We start from the raw sequence: 24,933 nt of genomic DNA on the forward strand, positions 1-24,933 counted from the left end.
CGGTCTACTCCCGCAGCGCGGCCGGCTTCGCCATCCACGCGAGGTCCTTGCGCATGCGATCCATGGTCTCGGCATCCCGGGCCGAAAGCATGTACCCATCATGAATGGTCGGGCGATAATCCCGCCCGTCCAAGAGCCCGACGCATCCGCCTGCTTCGGTGAAGGCCAAGGCACCAGCCGCGTGATCCCAAGGCATCAGCTTCAGGTCGATACCGAAGTTGCCAACGCCGAAGCACATCATTCGATAGGTATGACAGGCGCAACGCAGGTCCATCACACGTCCACGCTTGAGCAAATCGAGCTGAAAACGCTCGCGCATGTGCTCTGGCAGCAATGCCGGGGCTCCGTAGCCAGCGAACTTGGTCTCGCCGCGCACCACCGCGTCCAGGTGTAGCTGCCGTTTCCGACCATCCGCCGTGCAGAACCACGTCCCGCCGCCGCGCCGCGCCACTACCCAATCGTCATTGACCGGATCATAGAGAAGGCCGAACACGGTCTCACCCTCGTGTGTTACGGCCAGCAGGACGCCAAAAATCGACAGCCCCATTGCGAAATTCCACGTGCCGTCGATGGGGTCGATGATCACCGCAGTTTCTGCCAGCCCGATCCGCTCGAGCAGAGAAGAATCCTCGGCCACCGCCTCTTCGCCGATGACTTCCGCAGTCGGCATTATCCGGGCGACGGCTGTCGTGATCGCTTCTTCCGCACGGCGGTCAGCAATTGTTACGAGATCGTCGGCGTTGGCTTTCGTGTCGATCGCCGCAGTGTCGAGGTTGCGAAACCGCGGGAGGATTTCGGCCTTCGCAGCAGCGCGAACGGCTTCGACCAGGTCGCGTTCCTGGTCAGTAGTGGGGATCATGCAGCATCTCCTATGCGCTTGGCGGGTCACCACGCCAGGTCTTCCGGCGCATCGGTCTGAACGACTCAGATACCGGCAGCGTGAAGCCTGCCGCAGACCGTGTTGTGGCCATCGCGCGCAGCATCGTCGGTATCGCCGCAACAGGCAACCATCCACCGTGCAGACTCCAGCGAACCGAAAAAGGTGCGCATGCGCGCCGTTTCCACGCCATCGGGGGCGGTAGAAGCCTGATCGACCACATGCACCGTTGTCGCCACGGGTCCGAGAAGGCCTTCGAGATTTTCTATGCGGAAAGCGGGTCGTGATCGGCACTTCCGGATTGGGCGGCCGCCCTTGATCGGCCCACCGATACCGTGGCGCTGACCGACGCGTCTGTACCACTCCCGGACCGACCCACGCCGACGACACCGTGAAGTCTGGCAACGCCTACCGGCTGTCAAGAAACCGATACCAGCTGTAGGCGGCCGGAAGAAGCAACCGACGATAGCGCCCAAGTGGAAAGCGGGCCAGTGGCCGGCGCATGAATTCCGGAAAAGGGCGCTCCACCGCCCGGCCCAATGCAAGTTCGGCCATGATGGTTCCCGCGTAGGTGCCCATTGCAACGCCGTTTCCGTGGTAGCACATGGCGGCAAAGGCGTTTTCCAGCCCCGGGATCGGCCCTGCGAAGGGAGTCCGGTCGCGGGCCATGGCCACAAGACCAGACCAGAAATAGGGTGTTTCGACGTGACGCCACGCCGGGAAGATCCTGTCGAAATCCGCCCGCGCCATAGCACGGGTTTCAGCAAGTGCGGCATCACTTGCCCGCACGGCACCGCGAAGCCCGAACAACATGCGGCGGTCCGGCATAAGCCGGAAGTAATGCAGCAAGCGACGCGTGTCATAGCACATCTGCGCGGACGTCCAGCCCTGCGCCGCGATCTCCGCATCGGTAAGCGGGCGCGTCACGAGAATATTGCTCTGCACCGGCAGGTAGCGGCCCGCCATCCAGTTGGGCAGGTCGTCCGCGCTGTAGCCGTTGGTTGCCATGAGCAACCGTTTTGCCTGCACCCGGCCGTCAGCGGTGGAGAGACACCACTCCGCGCCATGCCGCGTGATGCCAAGCACGCGCGCATTTGCGAACAGACGCACACCAGCCGATGCGGCGGCGCGGGCGAGGCCGAGCGCATACTTCAGCGGATTCAGAGCGAACCCGATCGGGATCGTCAGAGCACCGTGGAATTCTGGGCTGGCGAGCCCCTGTTCCGCCATCTCTGCCGCCGAATGGAACTCGCAGCGCACATTTTGGTCCGCCTGCATTGCGCGCGCCGTCTGCCGAAGTCCGGCGACATCGGATGCGCGATGGGCCAGGATCGTCTCGCCCTCTGAATGCACATCTGCATCAATCCCCAAACGGTCGAGTAGCCCGTCCACCAGATCGACAGCCTGCCGTTTCGCGGAACTGAACGCGTGCGCATCCGCTTCGCCGTATCGTCTCCGCAGCGCTCTATCGTCGAGTGCGGCGCCTCCGAGGCAACAGAAGCCGCCGTTCCGCCCGGACGCTCCCCAGCCGGGCTCCTCCGCCTCCAGAACGACGACGTCGACCCCGGCCTCGGCCAAATACAGCGCCGCGCAGAGCCCGGTATAACCACCGCCGACCACGACCGTGTCGCACCGGACCGGCCCGTCGAGCGACTGGTACTTGGGCGCCGCATCCGCCGTGACGGTGGTACGCCAGTAGTTTTCCTCGACCGGCCGCGGCCCGTAGGCCATGTCTTCATATATCCGTTTCACGACAGGTATTCTTCGGGGAGTCAGGCGGCCTGCATCGCCGCCTTCTCCTCGCGTGCCTGCCGGGCTATCGCTCGTTTGGACATCACGGAAGTGGCAATCACGCCGACCGCAACGATGCAGATCATGATCGTTGAAAGCGCGTTGATCTCCGGGCTGACGCCGAGGCGCACGGACGAGAAGATCTTGATCGGCAGCGTCGTCGAACTGGGACCGGCTGTGAAGGAAGCAATCACCAGATCATCGAGCGACAGCGTGAAAGCCAGCAGCCAGCCAGAGATCACCGCGGGCAGGATGATCGGCAGGGTCACGAGTCGGAAGGCCTCGAACGGCGTGCAGCCAAGATCGAGGGCCGCCTCCTCCACCGACCGGTCGAAGGACACGAGGCGCGAGGAGACCACCACGGAGACGTAACACATGGAAAAGGTCGTATGCGCCAGAACGATCGTGAAGACGCCGCGATCCAACCCGATGGCGATGAAGAGCAGCAGGAGCGAAAGGCCGGTGATGACCTCCGGCATGACGAGCGGGGCGTAGATCATTCCGGAAAACAGCGTGCGGCCGAAGAACCGTCCCCCACGCACCATCACATGCGCCGCCATCGTACCGAGGATTGTTGCCGCAGTTGAGGATGCGACGGCGACCTTGAGTGTGACCCAGGCGGCATCGAGGAAGGCCTCGTTGCGAATAAGCTCGCCGTACCACTTGGTCGAAAACCCTGCCCAGACCGTCACCAGCTTGGACTCGTTGAACGAGAAGATGATGAGGATCAGCATCGGCACATAAAGGAAGGCGAAGCCGAAGGTCAGGGAGACGGTGTTGAACCACGTCAGACGCCTCATTTCTCCGCCTCCTGCTGCCGTTCCTGCTGGCGCTGAAAAAGGACGATCGGGATAATCAGGAGCGCCAGGAGCACGACCGCCACGGCCGAGGCCACCGGCCAGTCGCGATTCGAGAAGAACTCCTCCCACAGAACCTTGCCGATCATCAGCGTGTCCGAGCCGCCCAAGAGCGACGGGATCACGAACTCCCCGAGAGCCGGGATGAACACAAGGAAACAACCGGCGATCACGCCCGGGCGCGACAACGGAAGGGTCACGAGCCAAAAAGCTGTCGTGCGCGTGCAGCCAAGGTCTTCGGCAGCTTCCAGAAGCGAGCCGTCAAGTTTCTCCAGCGTGGAGTAGATCGGCAGGATCATGAACGGCAGGTACGTGTAGACGATGCCGATGTAGACCGCCGTGTTGGTATTCAGGATCGTCAGTGGCTCCGAAATCAGTCCGGTCCAGAGCAGGAACTGGTTCAGGAACCCTTCGTTGGACAGAATGCCCATCCACGCATAGACGCGGATCAGAAACGACGTCCAGAACGGCAGGATCACCAGCATCATGAGCGTCGGGCGCCATTCGTCCGGCGCATTCGCCATGCCGTAAGCGATCGGGAAACCCACCAGCAGCGTCAAAAAGGTGGACACCACCGCAATTTGTAGGCTCGAAAGGTACGCTTTCCAGTAGAGGTCATCCTGGGTCAGCCAGACGTAGTTCTCGAAGTCGAGCTGTGAGAGGAAGTCCTTCAACCCGGCCCAACCGGCCGAGATATCCAGGGTCGGTGTATAGGGCGGGATCGCAAGTTCAACGTCCGAGAGCGAAATCTTCAGAACGATGACGAAAGGCACCAGAAACAGTGCCAGCAGCCACATGTACGGGACGAGGATCAAGAGGGCCTTGCGCGGGTTCATTGGCCTATCCCGTCAAAACCACACCGGCCGTTTCACTCCACCAGAGCCAGACCTCGTCGTCCCAGGTGAACTTGCGGCGTTCGATCCGGCGGGTGTTTGCTGTCTGGGCCTTGAAGATTTCTCCGGTCGGGATCTGCACATGGTAGGTGGAGATGTTGCCAAGGTAGGCGATGTCGATGATCTTGCCCTGCATGATGTTCGACTTTCCCTCGGGGTGCTCTTTCGAGATGTGCACCTTCTCGGGGCGAATAGCGAAGGTGCAGCGGGTCCCGTCGGCAATGGGTTGCATCGGCGTTCCAACGATGGGCGGCTTTCCTTCTGCCCAGTGGATCTCGATCTTGCCGTCCCTGTGATGCGCTGAGGCCGTGCCCTCCACCAGATTCACGTCGCCGATGAAGTCGGCCACGTAGACGGAGTTCGGTGTCTCGTAGATCCGGTCGGGCGTATCCACCTGAACCATCTTGCCGTGGTCCATCACGGCGACCCGGCTGGCCACGGTCATCGCTTCTTCCTGATCATGTGTGACGATCACGAATGTGGTGCCCGTTGTCTCCTGGATTTCCATGAGTTCGAATTGCGTGTCCGTTCGGAGCTTCTTGTCGAGCGCTCCGAGCGGCTCGTCGAGCAACAGGAGTTTGGGCGCCTTTGCGAGGCTGCGGGCCAGGGCCACCCGTTGCCGCTGGCCTCCTGAAATCTGGTGCGGCTTTCGCCCGGCGAATTTCTGGAGTTGCACAAGACGCAGCATTTCATCGACTCGCGCGGCGATCTGGTCCTTCGGCAACTTGTCCCGCTTCAGCCCAAAGGCGATGTTTTCGGAGACGGTCAGGTGGGGGAACAGCGCGTAGGACTGGAACATCATGTTCACCGCGCGCCTGTTGGGCGGTACGGAGCCTATGTCCGACCCATCGAGCAGTATGTACCCTTCGGTCGGCGTCTCGAACCCGGCGAGCATACGCATCAACGTGGTCTTTCCGCAGCCCGATGGTCCAAGCAGGGCGAAGAACTCCCGCGCGTATATGTCCACCGTCAGATTGTCGATTGCGGTGAAATCGCCAAATCGCTTGGTGACGTTCTGAAACTGGATCAACGGCCGTTCGGCCGGGTCGTTCCATGGCGCAAAAACACTTGGTCCGGTGGAAGGCGCTGGTTCGGACATCGCAACTCCGTACGGGCTGAAGTAAGGAGAAGACCCCGCGGCCAGAGGCGCGCGGGGTCGGATGAGGGAGTGTTATGTACCGGACTTGATCTTGGTCCAAAGCCGCGTCACGACGCGCTGGACCTTGGCCGGATACGGCGTCGTCGTGAAGAGATTCTCCAGCGTTGCCTCGTCGGGATAGATGGCCGGATCGCCGATCACATCTTCCTCAAGGAATTCCTGCGACGCCTTGTTGCCATTCGCGTAGTAGACGTAGTTGGATGCCGCGGCCATGTTCTCCGGGTCCATGATGAAGTTCAGGAAGGCGTGCGCCCCATCCGGATTCGGCGCATCCGCCGGGATTGCCATCATGTCGAACCACATTTGCGCGCCCTCTTTGGGAGCGTGGTAGGCGATTTCCACCCCATTCTCGGCTTCGGCGGCACGGTCGCGCGCCTGAAGGACATCCCCGGACCAACCAACGGCCACGCAGATGTCACCGTTGGCGAGAGCGTTGATGTACTCAGAGCTGTGGAACTTCTGGATGTATGGCCGGACGGCCATGAAAACGGCCTCTGCCTTGGCAATCACGTCCGGGTCATGACTGTCCGGATCCTCGCCAATGTACTTCAGTGCGGCCGGGATCATCTCGGTCGGCGCATCGAGGATGTGCACACCGCAATCCGCGAGCTTCTCCATGTTTTCCGGATTGAACACCAATTCCAGGGAGTCGATCGGCGCATCCTCTCCCAGGGCTTCAGTCACCTTGCCGACGTTTACGCCGATACCGGTGGTGCCCCACATGTAGTTGATCGCGTATTCGTTGCCCGGGTCGTACTGCTCTGTACGATCAAGTATCACATCCCAGAGGTTTTCCGCGTTCGGTAGCTTGCCCGCGTCGAGCTTCTGGAAAGCGCCGGCCACGATCTGACGCTGCAGGAACGTGCCGGTCGGGACAACCACATCGTAGCCGGACCCACCGGCGAGCATCTTCGTTTCCAGCACTTCGTTGCTGTCGAAGACGTCGTAGACGAGATCAAGGCCGGTCTCGGCCTCGAACTTCTCCAGCAGGCCCTCGTCGATGTAGTCGGACCAATTGTAAACGCGGACTTCGTCCGCCGTGGCGGCACTTGCCACCACCGACACCGACGCCATCAGCGCCATCATTCCCTGTTTCATGGATGAACTCCCATTATCGTTCGTTGTCTCTCTCAGGTCTCGGCCCGATATTTTATTTGATCAAACGCTGCTTTTCGACGCAAGCTTCCGCTGAAGGACCGAAAATGCAAGCCCGAAGTTCGCCGTCGCCATGTTTCCCGATGGTCCCTGACTGAGAAAAAGGCAACAACCGTGACCACGCAAGAGTCAAAGACCCCGGAGCATCAGGCAATCTACGCACGCCTGCGCGACATGATCCTATTCGGCGAAGTCGCCCCCGGTCAGTCGGTCACCATCCATGGCCTCAAGGAACGCATCGGTGCGGGCATGACACCCGTCCGGGAAGCGATCCGTCGGCTTATCGCCGAAGGCGCGCTGGAAAATCTCGAGAACCGTCGCATCTGCGTTCCGGAAATGACACTTAACCAACTGGAACAAATCAGTTTCGCACGGCTGGCGATTGAACCGGAACTCGCGCTTCGCGCCGCTCAGAATGCCGATTCTGCGCTCACTGAAGACCTTGCAGAGATCGATTCTCGGTTGGACTTGGCTATCGAACGCGGCGATGTGAAGGGGTACCTTGAGCACAATTACCGCTTTCATTTTCGATTGTACGAACAGGCTGACGCAGACGTTCTTTTCACGTTGGCTGGCGGCCTCTGGTTGCGCGTTGGCCCCTCCCTGCGCATCGTCTGCGGACGTTACGGCACTTCGAATCTCCCCGATTTCCACGACACGGCAATGGATGCACTCGCCGCGGGCGACCCGCATAAGGTTTGTGCATATGTTGAAAAGGACATTCGTCAGGGGTTGGAGCAGATTCGTCTGTCGCTGACAGAATCGGAGGGCCAGCAGGACCAGGTCCGGTTTCGTTGACTCTCCCCTAAATTTGATCATAAGTCCTGGGGTATCGAAATCAGCCGTTTGCCGGACTGACATTTGGCACCCCCCAACCATACTGCGGCGGCTCGAAACATCCGAAGGACACTCGTGACATGTCGAGATACAAGAACAGTTGGATCGGCCATTTGCCGGAAGCGTTCCTCGACTACCTTGGCGAACGGCGCCTGGAGGAGGTCGAGGCTATCATCCCCGACACGGTCGGCATGTCGCGTGGCAAGGCGATGCCCAGCCACAAGTTCAACCCTGAGGAAACGTTCTTCCTGCCAATCTCCCTCTTCTATCAGACCATCTCCGGCGAATACGTCGACATGGACATTGAGGATCAGTGGCTGGAGAAAGACATCGTACTCCGGCCGGATATGGCAACCGCGACCGCCGTTCCCTGGGCAGACGACCCGACGCTGCAGGTGATCTGCGATCTGGAGACGCGCGACGGTGAACCTCTCGGCATCGCGCCACGCAATGTACTAAAGCGCGTTCTTGGGTTTTATGCGGACAAGGGCTGGCGCCCGGTCGTCGCACCGGAGCTGGAATTCTATCTCACGAAACCCAACACCGACCCGAATGAGCCGATCGAACCGCCGCTGGGTCGAACCGGCCGCAAAGGCGCCAGTCGACAGGCCTACTCCATGGTCGCCGTGGACGAATACGGCGAGGTGATCGACACGATCTATGATTTCGCCGAAGCGCAAGGGCTGGAAATCGACACGGTGATCCAAGAGGGCGGTGCCGGTCAGATCGAGATTAACCTCTTGCATGGCGACCCGCTAAGGCAGGCCGACCAGGTCTTCTACTTCAAACGCACAATTCGCGAGGCCGCGCTGAAGAACGGCGTTTTCGCCACTTTCATGGCCAAGCCGATGCGCGACGAGCCGGGCTCCGCCATGCATATCCACCAGAGCGTGGTGGACCGTGATGGCCGCAATATCTTCGCTGCGTCCGACGGATCCGAAACCGAAGCCTTCCGGCATTTCATCGGCGGATCGCAACATTATCTGATGTCCGTCGTGCCCCTTCTCGCGCCCTATGTGAATTCCTTTCGCCGCTTCTATTCAGAAGGGATGAGCGCGCCAACAAACCTCGAATGGGGCAAAGACAACCGCACCACCGGCCTTCGTATTCCCAATTCCAACCCGGAGGCCCGGCGGGTCGAAAACCGCGTGATCGGGATTGATTGCAATCCGTATCTCGCCATCGCCGCAAGCCTCGCCAGTGGCTATCTCGGCATTGTAAACCGCGTCGAGCCACGCGAGATCGCCCTGCACGAGGTCTACGAAACCGAGACCAACCTGCCCGGTGGGCTTGCTCCCGCGCTGGACCTCTTCGATGACGACCACGAGGTGCGCGACCTGCTGGGACGCGACTTCTGTCACATCTACTCCGGCATAAAACACGCCGAACACGATGAATACAAAAGGGAAATTTCGCCCTGGGAACGCCAGCACCTGCTGCTGAACGCATAAAGAGGAACCCCGCATGAACATGATATCCAATCATCCGCCGACAGCGGAGTTGCAGGCAATGGATGCCGCCCACCACATGCATCCCTTCACCGACGGCGACGATCTTGCCGCAAAGGGCGCCCGCATCATCACCCGCGCCAGTGGCGTAACGCTCACCGACAGCGAAGGGGAGGAGATCCTCGATGCCATGGCCGGGCTCTGGTGCGTGAACGTGGGTTATGGCCGAGACAGCCTCGCCGAAGTCGCGGCGCGGCAGATGAAGGAACTGCCGTATTACAACACGTTCTTTCAAACGTCGCACGTGCCGGTTATCGCGCTCAGTCGCAAGCTGGCCGAGCTGGCTCCCGGCGATCTGAACCACGTGTTCTACGCCTCAGGTGGTTCGGACGCCAACGACACGAATGTGCGTCTGGTGCGGCACTACTGGGCGGCCAAGGGCAAGCCGGAAAAGACGGTGATCATCAGCCGGAAAAACGCCTACCACGGCTCCACCATGGCGGGCGCCAGCCTCGGCGGCATGACGGGGATGCACGCGCAGGGCGGCCTGCCGATCCCCGACATCGTCCATATCGGCCAGCCGAACTGGTGGGCAGAGGGCGGGGAGATGAGCCCGGAGGAGTTCGGCCGTGCGCGGGCGCGCGAACTCGAAGAGAAGATCGCTGAACTGGGCGAGGATCGTGTCGCGGCCTTCATTGCAGAGCCAATACAAGGCGCAGGCGGCGTCATCATCCCGCCGGAAAGCTACTGGCCGGAGATTCAGCGAATCTGCGATGCGCACGAGATTCTGTTGATCGCGGACGAAGTGATTTGCGGTTTTGGCCGGACCGGTGCGATGTTCGGCTCCCTGACCTTCGGCATCCGGCCCCACATCATGACGGTGGCAAAGGGGCTTTCCTCCGGCTACGCGCCCATCGGCGCGTCCATCGTCTGCGACGAGGTGGCCAACACCGTGGCCGCGGCGGGCGATTTCAATCACGGATATACCTATTCCGGTCATCCCGTGTCCTGTGCCGTGGCGCTGGAGAACCTGCGCATCCTGGAAGAAGAAAAACTGGTGGAGAACGTGGCCACGGTCACAGGCCCCTACCTGAAAGAAAAATGGGAGCAACTTGCGGACCACCCGTTGGTGGGTGAGGCGGTCATTCGCGGGTTTATGGCTTCCATCGCACTCACGCCAGACAAGGCCGCGCGAGCCCCTTTTGCCGCGTCGGCGGGCACCGTGGGCTTTATCTGCCGCGACCATTGCTTCTCCAGCAACCTCGTCATGCGCCACGTCGGAGACCGGATGATCATCGCCCCACCATTGGTGCTGACGAAATCGGACGTGGATGTTTTGATCGACCGCGCCGTTCAGGCGCTCGACCTCACACTGACCAAGATCAAGGAAGACGGTATCTACCGGTAACGCTCCATGGACCTGCTAACTGCGAATGACCGGCCCGGGGAATACCCCGGGTCGTACTACGCCGCCATGGCCAATCCTCTGCCACCCTTTCCGGTCGCCGAGGGCAATTTGCGCTGTGATGTCTGCGTCGTCGGGGCCGGCTATACTGGCTTGAGTACCGCGCTTCATCTGGCAGAGCGCGGCTACGACGTGATCCTGCTCGACGCCCAGAGAGTGGGCTTCGGCGCATCCGGGCGCAATGGTGGGCAGGTGTGGCCCGGGCTGCGGATGGACAGGTACGACCTGGAACGCCTCCTCGGGCTCGATGATGCTCGAAAACTTTGGGACATCTCTTTGCAATCTGTCGACATCGTTCGCGATTTCACCAGACGCCCGGAGATGGCCGATTGCACCTATCACCCGGGCCTGATCCACGCGGATCATCGGGCGCGCTTCGTTCCGGAATCGAGTGCCTACGTGGACATGCTACGAGACGATTATGGCTACCCCCATATGCGCGCGCTTGACCGGGAGGAAATCCGTCATCTGGTAGGATCGAGTGCCTACCACGGTGGCTTCCTCGACACGAATGCCGGTCATCTGGATCCGCTGCGCTTCGCACTCGGCTTGGCGCGCATTGCCCAGGCCGCCGGTGTTCGCATTTTCGAGAGGTCGAAAGTGACCGCGGTGGATAAGGGAGACCCGCCGAACGTCCGCACCGATGCGGCGACCATCGTCGCCGGCCACGTCGTGCTGGCTTGCAACGGGTATCTTGGCGGGCTCGACAGCCAGGTGGCCGCCCGCGTCATGCCAATCAACAACTACATCGTTGCCACCGAGCCTTTGACGCCGGACGCGCAAGCGGAAATCATCCGTGGCGACTACGCCGTCGGAGACAGCAAGTTTGTCGTCAATTACTACCGTTTTTCGGAGGACCGACGCTTGCTCTTCGGTGGCAGCGAAAGCTACGGATACCGATTTCCCGCCGACATCCGGAAACTCGTCTCGAAACCGATGCTGGAGATCTTTCCGCAGCTTGCGGGCGTGAAGCTCGACTACGCCTGGGGTGGAACCCTTGCGATCACGATGAACCGGATGCCCCATTTCGAGCGGCTGGCAGGCAATATCCTCAGCTTCTCGGGTTACTCCGGCCACGGGCTGGCAATGGCCACGCTTGCCGGCCAGATCGCGGCGGAAACCATCGCTGGCCAGGCCGAACGTTTCGACATGATGGCACGCGTTCCCACACCGCGTTTTCCCGGAGGACCCCGGCTACGCAGTCCGCTACTCGTGCTCGCCATGCTTTGGTACTCACTGCGCGACCGGCTCTAGCGCGCGCAGTGCAGCCTTCTTCTGTCGAAAAATATCCCCGCCGGAGGCACGATTTCTCTTGAGAGAAATCGCCGCCGCGCAGCGGCGCCCTCCCCTTCTGGGGGCAGTCGATGGTCAGCCCAAGGCGTAGATCTCTGCCAGCCGGTCAACCACGGTCTCAGGCGCCAGTTCTTCGCTTTCGCCACTTCGACGGCTCGTCAATTCCACAACGCCGGACTTCAAACCGCGCGGCCCGACCGTGATCCGCCACGGCAGGCCGATAAGGTCCATCGTGGCGAACTTGGCGCCCGCCCTTTCGTCGCGATCGTCGTAGAGCGGGTCCAGCCCCTTGGCGGTGATTGCCTTGTAGAGATCCTCGCAGGCCGCATCGGTCGCCGCGTCGCCCTGCCGTAGGTTGACGATACCGCAGTGGAACGGCGTAACCCCTTCGGGCCAGATGATGCCGTTCTCATCGTGGTTTGCCTCGATCAGAGCTCCGAGCAAACGGCTGACGCCGATCCCGTGCGATCCCATATGCACGGGCACCTGATTGCCCTCACCATCGGAAACCGTCGCTCCCAACGGCTCCGAATACTTGGTGCCGAAATAGAAAATCTGGCCAACTTCGATCCCGCGCGCCTCGCGGCGACGCGCTTCGGGCACCTGCGCCTCGAACACGGATTGCTCGTGGGTGTCGTCAGTGCGGGCGTAGCGGGAGGTGAATTCTTCCAACACGGCCTGACATTGTTCAACACTATCGTAGTCGATCGCCCGCTCACCGAACCGCAGCTCTGTGATCTCGCTGTCGTAGAAGACCCCACTCTCGCCGGTCTCCGCCAGCACCAGGAATTCGTGGGTGTCGTCGCCGCCGATGGGCCCGCTTTCGGCGCGCATCGGGATCGCCTGCAACCCCATCCGCTCATAGGTGCGCAGGTAGCTCACGAGGTGGCGGTTGTAAGCGTGCAGCGCGGCTTCCTTCGTCAGGTCAAAATTGTAGCCGTCCTTCATCAAGAACTCGCGGCCGCGCATAACACCGAACCGCGGACGGATCTCGTCGCGGAACTTCCACTGGATCTGGTAGATCGTCAGCGGCAGATCCTTGTAGGATTTCACATAGGCCCGGAAGGTGTCGGTGAACATTTCCTCGGCCGTCGGCGAAAAGAGCATGTCACGGCCGTGCCGGTCCTGCATCCGCAGCATTTCCTCGCCGTAGCCGTCATAGCGGCCGGACTCCCGCCACAGGTCGGCCGACTGCAATGTCGGCATCAGCACCGGGATATGACCGGCGCGCTGTTGCTCCTCGTGCACGATCTGTTCGATGCGCCGCAGCACCTTGTAACCCAGCGGCAGCCAGGAATAGATACCGGCCGCCTGCTGGCGGATCATGCCGGCGCGCAGCATCAGCCGATGGCTGACGATCTGGGCGTCCGCGGGCGTTTCCTTCAGGACGGGCAGGAAGTAGCGGCTCAGGCGCATATGTCGATTCCTTCGTGACGTTCGGTCCTCCGTTACTTGAAAGGCCGGGGGGTGTTCCAGCCCCGCGCGCCCTTCCCAGCGACAATTTCGGTCCAAACATCTGCCGGACGGCGTTGCACCGGCTTGTAATGTCGGTCCGGCTGGGCGAAACCCCGGGGGCGAAAGGAGACGCCATGTCGCTACCAGTCAAGACCCAGATGAAGATCTGGAGCGCCGTCGCCGTGGCGTTCCTTGGCTTGATGTGGCTGCTCGGCGACGTGATCCTGCCGTTTGTTCTGGGCGCCGGCATAGCCTACCTCCTCGATCCGATTGCAGACTGGTTTGAGAAACACGGCCTCTCGCGCGCCGCGTCGGTGTCGATCATTACCGTCGCCGGTCTGGTGGTATTTGTTGTGGCCATCCTGCTGGTGATCCCCACTTTGGTCGAGCAGACCGCCAATCTGTTTGCCGCGATCCCCGATCTCGCCCGCGACCTGCAGAATTTCCTGACCGCACGGTTTCCATCGCTGGTGGACGCCGATTCCACGATCCGCAAATCGCTGGCGTCGCTGGGATCGATGATCTCGTCTCGCGGAGCGGAACTGTTGGAAGGCGCGATGGGGTCGGTCAGCGGAATCGTCAATATCGTCATGCTTCTTGTGATCGTCCCGGTGGTCAGCTTTTACCTGCTGCTCGACTGGGACAGGCTTGTGGGACGCATCGACGAGTTGCTGCCGCGAGATCACGCACCGGTCATCCGGCAAATCGCCCGGGACATCGACGCCACGCTCTCAGGCTTCGTGCGTGGTCAGGGCACCGTATGCCTGCTGCTGGGTATCTACTATTGCATCGGGCTTGCGCTCGTCGGCCTCGACTTCGGCCTCGTCGTCGGCGCGCTTGCGGGCCTCCTGACCTTTATCCCCTACATCGGTGCCATGGTCGGTGGCGTGCTGGCCATTGGTCTCGCGATGTTCCAGTTCTGGGGTGACTGGACGATGATCGGCCTTGTCGCGGCAATCTTCTTCTCCGGTCAGTTCCTGGAGGGCAACGTGCTGACGCCCAATCTGGTCGGAAGCTCTGTGGGCCTGCACCCCGTCTGGCTGCTTCTCGCGCTGTCGGTGTTCGGCTCCCTTTTCGGATTCGTGGGCATGCTTGTCGCCGTACCGGTTGCCGCAGTGATCGGTGTCATCGTTCGCTTCGTCACGGGTCAATACATGGAAGGCCAGCTCTACCAGGGGCAACAGGCCCTCAAACGCGATGCCAGGGAGGTGGCAGAGCAGCTGCGCGGGACTGACGATCTCTGATGGCCGAACAACTCGCCTTCGAATTGCCGGTGCGCGCCGCCACTGGTCGCGAGGATTTTTTCGTGGCGCCAGCCAACGCGCTCGCGGTAGCGGAGATCGACCGCTGGCAGGAATGGCCCGCCCGGAAACTGGCGCTCATCGGTCCGGAAGGTTCCGGCAAAAGCCATCTCGCGCGGGTCTGGTCGAGCGCTGCCGGAGCGCGGGTATACGCCGCGCGCGCGCTCGTCGGCATTCCTCCAGCGCCGGGAAATCTCGCGGTGGAGGACGTGCAGGACATCGCGGGTGACACACAAGCGGAAACAGCTCTGTTTCATTGGCACAACCTCGTGCTGGCAGAAGGGGGGCACCTGCTCCTCACCGGGAATGGTCCGCCGGCGCTCTGGCCGTTTACCTTGCCAGATCTGGCAAGCCGTATTCGCGGGACGCCAATCGCCCGGCTCGACCCGCCGGACGATCAGCTCTTGCAGGCCGTCTTGCTGAAGTTGTTCACCGACCGACAACTCGTCCCGCCGCCCAGCCTGCTCCCCTGGCTTGTCAGTCGCATGGACCGTTCATTCGCTGCCGCTGGAGAATTTGTTCATGCGCTCGACGCCGTTGCGCTCGGGACCGGACGGCCGATTGGACCGAAACTCGCGAGTGAGGTCTTGGAGCGATTGCGGGACCAGAATAAATAGATGCTGGCAGCCGATGTCCGAAGGGCCGATTTCGGGCAATGCGTGCTGTGAATACCGCCTCAAGCCCGCAGAAGGTTCCATGACCCAAGCTGATTTCCTGAAAGCACCGTTTCCCGAGCCCATCGAACTTCCGGCAGCCCACATCACGGGTCCGAAGCGCTTCTTCAATCGGGAGTTATCATGGCTGGCTTTCAACTGGAGGGTGCTGGAAGAGGCAACGAACCCCAAGGTACCGCTGCTGGAACGCGTGCGATTCGTCTCGATCTCGGCCACCAATCTCGACGAGTTCTATACCGTCCGCGTGGCGGGCTTGCGCGAGTTACAGCGCGAAGGTCACATGACACCCGCCGCGGACGGGCTCACGCCGGGCGAGCAACTCAAGGAAATCAACGAGAACGCGCGCGGATTGCTTCTGGAACAGCAGACCACTTGGAATCGACTGAAGCGCGAACTTGAAGCCGAGGGAATACGGCTGCTGACTCACTCCAAGCTGACCGCCGCGGACAAGGAGCATCTGAAAGAGCACTTCCTTGCACAGGTTTTCCCGGTTTTGTCGCCATTGGCCATCGATCCGGCCCACCCGTTCCCGTTCATCCCGAACACCGGGTTTTGCCTCGCGCTCCAACTCACCCGTGAATCCGACGGTGTGAACCGTCAGGCGCTGCTGCCGATCCCGGCGCAGATCGACCGCTTCGTGCGCCTGCCGAGTGAGCCTCAGGAGTATCGTCTCCTGCCGCTCGAAGACCTGCTGATCCTGCATCTCGGCTCGCTCTTCCCGGGATACCGGCTCGACGGGCATTGCGCCTTCCGCGTCTTGCGCGACAGCGATCTCGAGGTCGAGGAGGAAGCCGAAGACCTCGTCCGCGAATTCGAGGTCGCCCTGAAACGGCGCCGTCGTGGCGAAGTTATCCGCATGAAGATCAGCGCCGGTGCTCCGGCACCGCTGCGCGACACGATCATGGAAGAACTGGCCATTGGCGAGGCGGAGACGGTCGAGGTCAAGGGGCTGCTTGGCCTGGCCGACCTGAAGGAATTGGTGATTGACGACCGGCCGGACCTGCTCTGGCCCAGTTTCACACCGCGCGTGCCCGAACGCGTACAGGACCACGACGGCGACATGTTCGCGGCCATCCGGCAAAAGGACATGCTACTACACCACCCCTATGAGACCTTCGACATGGTGGTTCGGTTTCTCGCTCAGGCCGCGCACGACCCCAATGTGCTCGCCATCAAGCAGACGCTCTATCGTACGTCGAAGGACTCGCCCATCGTCTCCGCGCTCTGCGACGCGGCAGAGGACGGCAAGTCCGTGACGGCCCTCGTGGAACTCAAGGCGCGGTTCGACGAGGCCGCGAATATCCAGCAGTCGCGCAAGTTGGAGCGCGCTGGAGCTCATGTCGTTTACGGGTTCACCAACTACAAGACCCACGCAAAGATCAGCACGGTTGTCCGGCGCGAGGGCGAGCGGCTGGTGACCTACACCCACTACGGGACCGGGAATTACCACCCGATCACCGCGAAGATCTACACGGACCTCAGCTTCTTCACTTGCGATGACGCGCTCGGGCGGGATGCAACCAAGGTATTCAACTACCTGTCGGGATACGCGCAACCCAAGGTTCTGGAAAACATCGCCATCTCGCCGCATTCGCTCAAACCGCGACTGCTGGAACTCATCGCCCGAGAAGCGGAGCTCGCACGTGCAGGCAAGCCGGCCGAGATCTGGGCAAAGATGAACTCGCTTATCGAGGCTGAGGTAATTGATGCACTCTACGATGCCTCCCGTGCGGGCGTGAGGATCAACCTCGTGATCCGCGGCATCTGCGGACTGCGCCCCGGCATAAAGGGGCTCAGCGAGAACATCCGCGTCAAGAGTATCGTGGGGCGATTTCTGGAGCATTCCCGCATCGTTTGTTTCGGAAACGGCGCCGGACTGCCGAGCAAGCGTGCGCGCGTTTTCATCTCCTCGGCCGATTGGATGGGGCGCAATCTGAACCGGCGCGTCGAAACCCTGGTGGAAACCCATAACCCCACCGTCAAGGCACAGATCGTCAGCCAAATCATGGCCGCCAACATGGCTGATGAATCTCAGAGTTGGGTACTCAACGCGGATGGGTCGTTCACCCGTCACCCGGTCGGAGAAGATGACAGAGGGTTCAGCTGTCACCGATTCTTCCTTGAGAACCCCTCACTTTCGGGACGCGGAACTGCAGGGGCTGCAGACGTGCCGGAACTGACCCACAGCAAGGATTGACCTTCGTCGCCACCCCTGTTCATTGTCTTGTGGCAGGAGACTGGAGACGGACATGGACGATGGGATACCCGAACCCAACGGTGACTGGGACCCCTTCGACAGGCCAATCTTCGCGGACCCGGCGGCGCGCGCGCTTTCCCGGGTCGGCGTTCTCGACGTGGGGTCGAACTCCGTTCGCATGGTTGTCTTCGACGGCGCGGCGCGCAGTCCCGCCTATTTCTACAACGAGAAGGTGATGGCCGGGCTCGGTGCTGGCCTCGATCAGACAAATACGCTCAACCCGCGCGGACGCGAACGGGCGCTGGCCGCCATAAGGCGTTTTGCGACTCTTGCCGAAGGTATGGGAATATCGCCCCTCACCTCAGTTGCGACGGCGGCCGTCCGGGTTGCGGACGATGGCCCGGATTTCTGTCAGGAAGTCGAGCGTGAGACCGGTCAGAAGATTCACGTGATCGACGGAGAGGAGGAGGCACGGCTCTCCGCCCAGGGCGTCTTACTGGGGTGGCCGGAGGGCGAAGGCCTTGTCTGCGACATCGGCGGCTCGTCGATGGAACTCGCACGGATCCAAGGTGGCCGGGTCTGGGAGCGCGCGACAACTGCGCTCGGCCCCCTTCGCCTGACGACGATGAAGGGCGGCGCCAAGGCACGCAATCGCGAGATCAAGCAGGTCTTGGCGGACCTTGCCGAGCGGATCGAGCAACACGACAGACTCTATCTTGTCGGTGGATCCTGGCGGGCGATCGCCCGGCTCGACATGGTGCGCAAGGACTATCCCCTGTCGGTCCTGCACGATTACAGGATGACACCCAAATCGATCCGGGCAACCCTGGACTGGGTCGCCGGTCAGGACCTTGAGCAACTGCGCCAGACCGCGCGCCTTTCCTCGGCGCGAATATCGCTCGTTCCGATGGCAGGGGAGGTGTTGCGGCGGTTGCTCGCGACATTCCACATCCGGGAAGTTGTCACATCCGGATACGGTATTCGCGAAGGTCTGCTCTATGAGCAGATGCCGCACCGGATTCGCTCCCGCGATCCGTTGATAGAGGCCGCACGATACAGCGAGCTGACCTCGGCGCGACTTCCCGGCTTCGGCCCGGTTCTTTACGATTTCGTAAGCCCGCTGTTTCGACAACCGCGCGCGAATTCGCGTTGGATCAAGGCAGCCTGCCTGCTGCACGACGTGAACTGGCGCGCCCATCCGGATTATCGCGCGGAGATTTGTTTCGACAGTGCAACCCGGGGCAACCTTGGCGGCATTGATCATGTCGGGCGTGTTTTTCTCGGCCTGGCGCTGGCGCACCGCTACCGAAACGCGCGCCCCGGACACCGGTTCACGCCGCTTCTGGACATGCTGGAGCCGAAGCTGGTTCGGGAAGCGGAAATTCTCGGCAAGGCCATGCGATTTGGCGCAATGTTCTCGTTTGCCAATCCCAAGGGAATGGGTAGCTTTCGCTATCGCCCCAAGAAAGCGACGCTTGAACTCAGGCTTCCACCGGCATCTGCCTCGCTCTATGGCGAGGTCGCCGCCGCGCGCTTCGATTCCCTTGCGAGGGCCATCGGCGTTGAAACCAACGTTACCATGACAAATGGGAAATCGGCACGCTCCGGGCCGACCTAGAGTTCCACCTCGCCCTCTTCAGGCACCGGGACTTCAAGCGGCGTTTTCCGGCGAAGGATGATATCGCCGTTTGGCAGCTTCTCCGGTGGGTGGTACATGTCCAGATCGCCGATCATCTCGGAGAATTCCTCCAACATCGGCATGAAATCCTCCGCGAAGGCCCGGAGTTTCGGCTCCATCTCTGTTGCCAGATCGTCCATCAATGGTTCGATCTGCTCAGTGAGGCCGCGCAGGAGCAATTTGGCCCCCTCTTCAATCAGATCGACACCTTCCTCCACATCCCCCTCCTGCGCCGTCGCTGGGACGGGGACAATGGCCAACGAGAGGCAAAAGACAAGCGCGGTGCAGCGAATCATCATGCGTCGAGTATACGCGCCGTGGGTGGCCAAGGAAGCTCAGTCGTCGATGTCCACCGTCACAGGGAAGTGATCAGAGGCTGTCAACAGGGCGTCCCGCAACTCCGGGGTGCGGTAAAGAACCGGGTCGTCGAAGGGATGCCAGATGCGCCAGCGTGCGTTTCGGTCGACCAGATTCGGGGAAAGCATCACGAAGTCCAGAAGCGCTGAGAAATAGCGCTTCTCCACATCGTTGTAGAAACGCGCAGTCGCCGGGCGCGCCGCGGTGCGGGCCGCGAGCCCATGGCGCGCGTGCGGGTCAAAAAGTTGCTCAAGCGATGGCCGGTCGTGACCAAGGACGATTTCGACACCCGATCTGCCAAACAGTTTCTCGTAGTCATCCAACCCGGGACCGTCATTGAAATCGCCCAGAACTACCAGCGGATCGCCGGCCGCCATGTGCGCATCCACCCGCTGACGGAGCCAGATGCACTGTGCAAGCTGCTTGCGCCTGTTGGCGATCGAAAGCCGCATGATGTCACTCTCGTCCTGCGCGCCATGTGGCGCCTTGGACTTCACGTGTACACCGATCATCCTTATTGCAAATCCGCTGGCAGAGGTGATCGCCAACTCCAGCGGCGGCTTCGAGAATCGGACCACATCGAGCCGCGCATCTATGTCCAGATCGATCTGGAACGACCCATCAAAACGCGGGGCGTCCGCGGCGCCCTTCTTGCCGGCGAAATCACCGATCGGATCGTGCGCCGCGGTCAGAACGTCGGGGTCATAGAGGAGTGCAATCTCCTGTTCGGTATGGTTGGCAAAACCTACCACGGCACGACGCTGGCGCAGTTCGAACGTCTGCGCAAAATTCTCGAGCGCGCGCACCGTGCTGCGGCGCCGACTGTGATCCGGTGCCTCGACAATCAGGACGGCATCTGCCTGCATGGCAGTGAATACGATCCCGAGCGCCTCAAGTTGATCGGATCGGGTGACATTGTAACGCGCCGACCATTCCGCATCGGCAAGCGGTTGATCGTCGTCATCGAAGAGCGCGTTCATCCATTCGACATTGTACGTCGCGAGTCGCATACGGTCCGCCCTTTCCGCCGGCGTGGATGCCCGGTCGGTCGCGGGCTACCTTGCCAGCAAACGCGCACATGGCAACGTCAATCACCGCCTCGAATAACGCTCACCCGTCGTCGGTTCTTCGAAGATGCGCCTCCGTTCACGGTGCCCCGTCGCATCAGGAACTGACCAGTGCCTTCACGCTGAGATCTCCTCCCACGCCCGGTTGACCGCGATCAGCCGTTGCTCGGCGAGGCGAATGGCTTCCTCCGGAACGCCACGGGCGATCATTGTGTCGGGGTGGCTGTCGCGAACCGCCCGATGCCAGGCGCGCCGAATATCCTCAATCGGCGTTTCACGTGTCACTCCGAGAACGTCATAGGGATCAGGTGCCGCATCCGGCACGAACCTCGCGCGAAGGCTGCGGAACTCCGCATCCGTGAGGCCGAAAATCGTCGCCACTTCCAGCAGCATTTCGTTCTCGGCCGTATGGTACTCCCCATCCGCAGTCGCGATATGGAAGAGACCTTCCATCAGGTCGCGTAACACGTCGTGTCCATCTTCGAACAGCGTCGCTATTCGCCGGGCGTAGACATCGAAACCCGCCACGTCCTGCCTTGCAAGGTTGAAGACGCGTGCAGCATTGGCTTCCTCGTCCTTCGGGATGATGAATACCTCGCGGAATGCGCGCACCTCGTCTCGGGTAACTGTCCCGTCAGCCTTGGCGATCTTCGCACCGAGGGCTATGACCGCAATAGCGAAGGCAACACTGCGTTCGGGCGGTGTGCGCAGGCGATCGAACACCTCCGAGAGAGGCTCTCCGGAGGCCAGCGCGGAAAGCGCGGCCGATATGCGACTCCAGATCGACATGGGCGCACCCTAGCCCGGCAGCCGCGGCACCGACAGCGGTTTATGGAAGCATCCCCGGAGGCGCAGAAGGCGGCGCGTTTCGCGCCGCCTTGCCGGGTTCTGGACCGGAAACCGGCCGCTTTCTCTCGGTCGCTGGACCAGCGCTATGCAGCTGTGTCGCGCGGTGTGCCAATCAGTTGCATCAGTTCCTGAGCCGCGGCCGGAATGTTGGTTCCCGGTCCGAAAATCGCCTTCACACCGGCGTTGTAAAGATACTCGTAATCCTGGTGCGGGATGACGCCGCCACAGATGACCACGATATCGTCCGCACCCTGCTCTTTAAGCGCTTCGACCAATCGGGGTGCGAGTGTTTTGTGACCTGCTGCGAGGGACGAAATACCGACGATATGCACGTCGTTGTCGATCGCGTCCTGCGCGGCTTCCTCCGGGGTCTGGAACAGCGGGCCGACGTCCACATCGAAGCCGATGTCGGCAAAGGCGGTAGCGATCACCTTTGCACCGCGATCATGACCGTCCTGACCCATCTTGACCACGAGCATCCGCGGACGGCGTCCTTCCTTCTCGGCGAATTCCTCGACCGATTTCTGGATCGCGGAGAACTCGTCGTCGCCCTCGTAGGCTGCTCCGTAGACACCAGCGAGCGTCTTGATCTCGGCCTTGTGGCGGCCGAACACCTTTTCCATCGCCATGCTGATCTCTCCAACCGATGCGCGGGCGCGCGCGCATTCGACCGCGGCCTCCAGCAGATTGCCGCCTTCCTCGGCACGACGCGTGAGCTCCGCGAGCGTCGCCTGGCATGCGGCTTCGTCGCGGTCGGCGCGCATCTTCTCGAGCCGTGCGATCTGGCTCTTGCGTACGGCGACGTTGTCGACGTCGAGAATCTCCAACTCGGCTTCCTCGGGCAGCTTGTACTTGTTGACGCCGACGATGACCTCTTCGCCACGGTCAATCATCGACTGCCGTTTGGCGGCAGATTCCTCGATGCGGAGCTTAGGCATCCCCGAGTTCACGGCGGCGGTCATTCCGCCCATCTCCTCGACCTCTTCCATCAACGCCCAAGCCTTGTCGACCAGTTCGGCGGTGAGGCTCTCGATATAGTAGGAACCCGCCAACGGATCGACGACCTTGGTCACCTGCGTTTCCTCCTGCAGGATGATCTGGGTGTTGCGGGCAATCCGGGCGGAGAAATCGGTGGGCAACGCGATGGCCTCGTCGAGAGCATTCGTGTGCAACGACTGGGTGCCGCCGAGCGCAGCCGACATCGCCTCGTAAGCGGTGCGAATCACGTTGTTGTACGGATCCTGCTCGGCGAGGCTCACACCGGAGGTCTGGCAGTGGGTCCGCAGCATCTTGGAGCGCGGGTTCTTTGCGCCGAGTTCTGTCATGACACGGCTCCAGATCGTCCGCGCCGCGCGCAGCTTGGCGATCTCCATGAAGAAGTTCATGCCCATGCAGAAGAAGAAGCTGAGACGACCCGCGAACTTGTCGACTTCCATGCCGGCCTTGATCGCGGTGCGGACGTACTCGCGCCCATCGGCCAGGGTGAAGGCGAGCTCCTGTACAAGATCCGCGCCGGCTTCCTGCATGTGGTAGCCCGAGATAGATATCGAGTTGAATTTCGGCATCTCGTTGGCGGTGTATTCGATGATGTCGCCGATGATCCGGATCGAGGGATCGGGGGGGTAGATATAGGTGTTGCGGACCATGAACTCCTTCAGAATGTCATTCTGAATGGTGCCGGCCAGCACGGATTTGTCATGGCCCTGCTCTTCGCCCACGACGATGAAGTTGGCGAGAACGGGGATCACGGCGCCGTTCATGGTCATCGAGACCGAGACCTTGTCGAGCGGGATGCCGTCGAAGAGGATCTTCATGTCTTCGACACTGTCGATGGCCACGCCGGCCTTTCCAACGTCCCCTTCCACACGCGGGTGGTCGGAATCGTAGCCGCGGTGCGTGGCAAGGTCGAAGGCGACCGAAACACCCTGCTGACCGGCCGCCAGCGCACGGCGGTAGAAGGCATTGGATTCCTCGGCCGTCGAGAAACCGGCATATTGACGGATGGTCCAAGGACGGCCGGCATACATCGTGGCTTTCACACCGCGGGTGAAAGGCTCGAATCCCGGAAGGCTCCCCATGGTCTGGTCCAGTCCCGCCGTGTCTTCGGCCGTGTAGAGCGGCTTGACCTTGATACCTTCCAGGGTCTCCCACGTCAGGTTCTCCAGTGGCTTTCCCCGGAGTTCCTTCGTGGCAAGTTCAACCCACTCTTGTGGTAGCGACTTTTCCGTCATCGGATATGCTTCCTTCTGTCCTTTCTACCGGGCGCAGTTCGTTCATCTCCGCGCGCGCGATGAGGGTTGCGTGCCCGCTCGCGCCAAGGCGCAATCAGGCGAGATCTTCGGAGTATTGCGAGACCAGCGCCGCACGCGACGCCTCGCTGAACGGTTGCCATCGACCATTGGCATCCACCGGAAGGGAGACGGACAAAGCCCGACGTTGTCCGACAATACCGCGCCGAATTGCTCCGGAGAAGGGCTCCGGCGATGCCAATCGTGCACTCCCGCCATGTGCAACGTGAGACCTAGGGGCAACCGGCGCCCCAAATCGCGGCGAGTTGTCGCTCCGAAAGCAATCAACCCAACTCGAACGTCGCGGCAACAATCCACGCAGACCACAGCGCCTCGACCATCGCTTCGATCGGCTGGTAACGCTCTGGCGGGCGGCAAGCGGCGCAGCGCCGCTCCATCTGCGCAATGCGCATCGGGATGCGGTACGGACTCCGTCGAATTCCGCAGGTCGCAGATAAGCGACACATCGCCTTTCTGGCATTGCTCAAGGCACGTTACGATCACGGAAAGACGTGGCCATACGCGATTGCGATGCGATTTTCCCTTAGCTTTTGCCCGCTGCACCCCTATATCTTGAGCGACATCAGGAGAGCCCGACTTGCACTGGAAACCTCTGATCCGCTTGATTTCCATCCTTTCGTTCGCATTCGCCCTACCCGTCCAGGCACAGGACGGAACGAGCGATCCGGCGGCGGTGCCGGAACAGAATCTGGCGGTCGCAAGCACGGAAGGACTACAAATAATCGATGCCGAAAGCGTCGATCTGGACGCGTTTCTCTGGACGAAACGGGTACTGGCGGTGTTTTCCGACACGCCCGCCGATCCGCGATACGTCCAGCAAATGCAGTTGCTGACAGAACGTCCGCGAGATCTGATCGAACGGGACGTTGTCGTGGTTACCGATACCGATCCCGACGCTCGGTCGGATCTGCGCCGCAACCTCCGCCCACGTGGATTTGCACTGGTTCTGGTCGACAAGGACGGCGTGGTTAAACTTCGCAAGCCGTCACCGTGGTCGACGCGTGAAATTGCACGTTCCATCGATAAGACGCCGCTGCGCCGACAGGAAATCCGCGAGCGCAGCGGCACCTCCGGTTGACTGGTCAACGGGGCCGATGGGTCAGCCGGGACTGAATGGTCTGCGAGTATGCTGCGCCACGTTTGCGCGCATCCCGACGGATGTGACAATTCCCCGGTCAACCTAGAGCCCCCTCCCCGTCACGTTCCGCACCACCCAATGAAGGACGGCCATTCATCGACCGCATGTGGCGGTCGACTTGGAACCAACGGCG

20 protein-coding genes are annotated in these 24,933 nt (G+C 61.4%); 9 read left to right on the top strand and 11 right to left on the bottom strand.

What is annotated here, in order from left to right; genetic code table 11:
* Positions 1 to 4: 4 nt before the first annotated feature.
* From ARC39_RS09765 to ARC39_RS09790, 6 genes are all read right to left on the bottom strand, one after another.
* Positions 5 to 859 (bottom strand): inositol monophosphatase family protein, encoded by an 855-nt coding sequence (locus ARC39_RS09765; protein WP_068113726.1) that lies wholly within the window; start codon positions 857 to 859, stop codon positions 5 to 7.
* 426 nt (positions 860 to 1,285) lie between these two features.
* The gene (locus ARC39_RS09770; RefSeq protein WP_068113740.1) at positions 1,286 to 2,629 is read right to left on the bottom strand and encodes an NAD(P)/FAD-dependent oxidoreductase; all 1,344 of its coding nucleotides are present in this window, start codon (positions 2,627 to 2,629) and stop codon (positions 1,286 to 1,288) included.
* Between the two features lie 20 nt (positions 2,630 to 2,649).
* On the bottom strand, positions 2,650 to 3,468 hold the full coding sequence (locus tag ARC39_RS09775; protein WP_068113741.1) for an ABC transporter permease subunit: 819 nt from the start codon (positions 3,466 to 3,468) through the stop codon (positions 2,650 to 2,652).
* Positions 3,465 to 4,361 carry an ABC transporter permease subunit gene (locus ARC39_RS09780; RefSeq protein WP_068113742.1) on the bottom strand — a complete coding sequence of 299 codons (897 nt, stop codon included), beginning with the start codon at positions 4,359 to 4,361 and terminating at the stop codon, positions 3,465 to 3,467. Before ARC39_RS09780 ends, ARC39_RS09775 begins: the two co-directional genes overlap by 4 nt.
* 4 nt (positions 4,362 to 4,365) lie before the next feature.
* Positions 4,366 to 5,517 carry an ABC transporter ATP-binding protein gene (locus ARC39_RS09785; protein ID WP_068113751.1) on the bottom strand — a complete coding sequence of 384 codons (1,152 nt, stop codon included), beginning with the start codon at positions 5,515 to 5,517 and terminating at the stop codon, positions 4,366 to 4,368.
* A 72-nt stretch (positions 5,518 to 5,589) separates the two neighbouring features.
* Positions 5,590 to 6,675 (bottom strand): polyamine ABC transporter substrate-binding protein, encoded by a 1,086-nt coding sequence (locus tag ARC39_RS09790; RefSeq protein WP_068113753.1) that lies wholly within the window; start codon positions 6,673 to 6,675, stop codon positions 5,590 to 5,592.
* Positions 6,676 to 6,846: 171 nt separating this feature from the next.
* Between ARC39_RS09790 and ARC39_RS09795 the strand changes: the two genes are divergently transcribed.
* From ARC39_RS09795 to ARC39_RS09810, 4 genes are all read left to right on the top strand, one after another.
* The gene (locus ARC39_RS09795; RefSeq protein ID WP_236545214.1) at positions 6,847 to 7,530 is read left to right on the top strand and encodes a GntR family transcriptional regulator; all 684 of its coding nucleotides are present in this window, start codon (positions 6,847 to 6,849) and stop codon (positions 7,528 to 7,530) included.
* Between the two features lie 119 nt (positions 7,531 to 7,649).
* Complete coding sequence (locus tag ARC39_RS09800) at positions 7,650 to 9,020, top strand: glutamine synthetase family protein (protein ID WP_068113759.1); 1,371 nt, start codon at positions 7,650 to 7,652, stop codon at positions 9,018 to 9,020.
* A 13-nt stretch (positions 9,021 to 9,033) separates the two neighbouring features.
* A complete protein-coding gene (locus tag ARC39_RS09805) occupies positions 9,034 to 10,425 on the top strand; it encodes an aspartate aminotransferase family protein (protein WP_068113763.1) in 1,392 nt (463 codons plus the stop codon).
* A 6-nt stretch (positions 10,426 to 10,431) separates the two neighbouring features.
* Complete coding sequence (locus tag ARC39_RS09810) at positions 10,432 to 11,736, top strand: NAD(P)/FAD-dependent oxidoreductase (protein ID WP_068113766.1); 1,305 nt, start codon at positions 10,432 to 10,434, stop codon at positions 11,734 to 11,736.
* Positions 11,737 to 11,850: 114 nt separating this feature from the next.
* On the opposite strand, the gene proS is transcribed toward ARC39_RS09810, so the two are convergent.
* Positions 11,851 to 13,191 (bottom strand): proline--tRNA ligase, encoded by a 1,341-nt coding sequence (proS, locus tag ARC39_RS09815; protein ID WP_068113769.1) that lies wholly within the window; start codon positions 13,189 to 13,191, stop codon positions 11,851 to 11,853.
* Positions 13,192 to 13,364: 173 nt separating this feature from the next.
* Here proS and ARC39_RS09820 point away from each other — a divergent pair, with 173 nt between their 5' ends.
* The 4 genes from ARC39_RS09820 (at position 13,365) to ARC39_RS09835 (ending at position 19,020) form a co-directional block, all read left to right on the top strand.
* The gene (locus ARC39_RS09820; protein WP_068113772.1) at positions 13,365 to 14,474 is read left to right on the top strand and encodes an AI-2E family transporter; all 1,110 of its coding nucleotides are present in this window, start codon (positions 13,365 to 13,367) and stop codon (positions 14,472 to 14,474) included.
* Positions 14,474 to 15,148, top strand: a complete 675-nt coding sequence (locus tag ARC39_RS09825) for a P-loop NTPase family protein (RefSeq protein WP_068113774.1) — start codon at positions 14,474 to 14,476, stop codon at positions 15,146 to 15,148. The genes ARC39_RS09820 and ARC39_RS09825 overlap by 1 nt, the downstream gene beginning before the upstream one ends.
* 79 nt (positions 15,149 to 15,227) lie before the next feature.
* Complete coding sequence (locus ARC39_RS09830) at positions 15,228 to 17,402, top strand: RNA degradosome polyphosphate kinase (protein WP_068114438.1); 2,175 nt, start codon at positions 15,228 to 15,230, stop codon at positions 17,400 to 17,402.
* A 52-nt stretch (positions 17,403 to 17,454) separates the two neighbouring features.
* Complete coding sequence (locus ARC39_RS09835; protein WP_068113777.1) at positions 17,455 to 19,020, top strand: Ppx/GppA family phosphatase; 1,566 nt, start codon at positions 17,455 to 17,457, stop codon at positions 19,018 to 19,020.
* Here the strand turns inward: ARC39_RS09835 and ARC39_RS09840 are convergent.
* From ARC39_RS09840 to scpA, 4 genes are all read right to left on the bottom strand, one after another.
* Positions 19,017 to 19,379, bottom strand: coding sequence for a hypothetical protein (locus tag ARC39_RS09840; protein WP_236545216.1), 363 nt, complete (start codon positions 19,377 to 19,379; stop codon positions 19,017 to 19,019). The genes ARC39_RS09835 and ARC39_RS09840 overlap by 4 nt on opposite strands.
* Before the next feature lie 36 nt (positions 19,380 to 19,415).
* Positions 19,416 to 20,447 (bottom strand): endonuclease/exonuclease/phosphatase family protein, encoded by a 1,032-nt coding sequence (locus ARC39_RS09845; RefSeq protein ID WP_068113780.1) that lies wholly within the window; start codon positions 20,445 to 20,447, stop codon positions 19,416 to 19,418.
* A gap of 174 nt (positions 20,448 to 20,621) precedes the next feature.
* On the bottom strand, positions 20,622 to 21,293 hold the full coding sequence (locus tag ARC39_RS09850) for a TerB family tellurite resistance protein (protein ID WP_068113783.1): 672 nt from the start codon (positions 21,291 to 21,293) through the stop codon (positions 20,622 to 20,624).
* A 143-nt stretch (positions 21,294 to 21,436) separates the two neighbouring features.
* Complete coding sequence (gene scpA / locus ARC39_RS09855; RefSeq protein WP_068113786.1) at positions 21,437 to 23,584, bottom strand: methylmalonyl-CoA mutase; 2,148 nt, start codon at positions 23,582 to 23,584, stop codon at positions 21,437 to 21,439.
* 655 nt (positions 23,585 to 24,239) lie between these two features.
* Here scpA and ARC39_RS09860 point away from each other — a divergent pair.
* Positions 24,240 to 24,740 (top strand): DUF4174 domain-containing protein, encoded by a 501-nt coding sequence (locus tag ARC39_RS09860; RefSeq protein ID WP_438273260.1) that lies wholly within the window; start codon positions 24,240 to 24,242, stop codon positions 24,738 to 24,740.
* Positions 24,741 to 24,933: the final 193 nt, after the last annotated feature.

This window comes from Tropicimonas marinistellae (assembly GCF_001509585.1).
Taxonomy (GTDB): domain Bacteria; phylum Pseudomonadota; class Alphaproteobacteria; order Rhodobacterales; family Rhodobacteraceae; genus Tropicimonas; species Tropicimonas marinistellae.

Bases quoted from the DNA above. Each gene is read 5' to 3' on its own strand.
- ARC39_RS09825 (WP_068113774.1), top strand. From the start codon at position 14,474: ATGGCCGAACAACTCGCCTTCGAATTGCCGGTGCGCGCCGCCACTGGT.
- ARC39_RS09840 (WP_236545216.1), bottom strand. From the start codon at position 19,379: ATGATGATTCGCTGCACCGCGCTTGTCTTTTGCCTCTCGTTGGCCATT.
- ARC39_RS09780 (WP_068113742.1), bottom strand. From the start codon at position 4,361: ATGAACCCGCGCAAGGCCCTCTTGATCCTCGTCCCGTACATGTGGCTG.
- ARC39_RS09805 (WP_068113763.1), top strand. From the start codon at position 9,034: ATGAACATGATATCCAATCATCCGCCGACAGCGGAGTTGCAGGCAATG.
- ARC39_RS09765 (WP_068113726.1), bottom strand. From the start codon at position 859: ATGATCCCCACTACTGACCAGGAACGCGACCTGGTCGAAGCCGTTCGC.
- ARC39_RS09845 (WP_068113780.1), bottom strand. From the start codon at position 20,447: ATGCGACTCGCGACGTACAATGTCGAATGGATGAACGCGCTCTTCGAT.
- ARC39_RS09785 (WP_068113751.1), bottom strand. From the start codon at position 5,517: ATGTCCGAACCAGCGCCTTCCACCGGACCAAGTGTTTTTGCGCCATGG.
- proS (WP_068113769.1), bottom strand. From the start codon at position 13,191: ATGCGCCTGAGCCGCTACTTCCTGCCCGTCCTGAAGGAAACGCCCGCG.
- ARC39_RS09835 (WP_068113777.1), top strand. From the start codon at position 17,455: ATGGACGATGGGATACCCGAACCCAACGGTGACTGGGACCCCTTCGAC.
- ARC39_RS09800 (WP_068113759.1), top strand. From the start codon at position 7,650: ATGTCGAGATACAAGAACAGTTGGATCGGCCATTTGCCGGAAGCGTTC.
- scpA (WP_068113786.1), bottom strand. From the start codon at position 23,584: ATGACGGAAAAGTCGCTACCACAAGAGTGGGTTGAACTTGCCACGAAG.
- ARC39_RS09850 (WP_068113783.1), bottom strand. From the start codon at position 21,293: ATGTCGATCTGGAGTCGCATATCGGCCGCGCTTTCCGCGCTGGCCTCC.
- ARC39_RS09810 (WP_068113766.1), top strand. From the start codon at position 10,432: ATGGACCTGCTAACTGCGAATGACCGGCCCGGGGAATACCCCGGGTCG.
- ARC39_RS09820 (WP_068113772.1), top strand. From the start codon at position 13,365: ATGTCGCTACCAGTCAAGACCCAGATGAAGATCTGGAGCGCCGTCGCC.
- ARC39_RS09790 (WP_068113753.1), bottom strand. From the start codon at position 6,675: ATGAAACAGGGAATGATGGCGCTGATGGCGTCGGTGTCGGTGGTGGCA.
- ARC39_RS09830 (WP_068114438.1), top strand. From the start codon at position 15,228: ATGACCCAAGCTGATTTCCTGAAAGCACCGTTTCCCGAGCCCATCGAA.
- ARC39_RS09775 (WP_068113741.1), bottom strand. From the start codon at position 3,468: ATGAGGCGTCTGACGTGGTTCAACACCGTCTCCCTGACCTTCGGCTTC.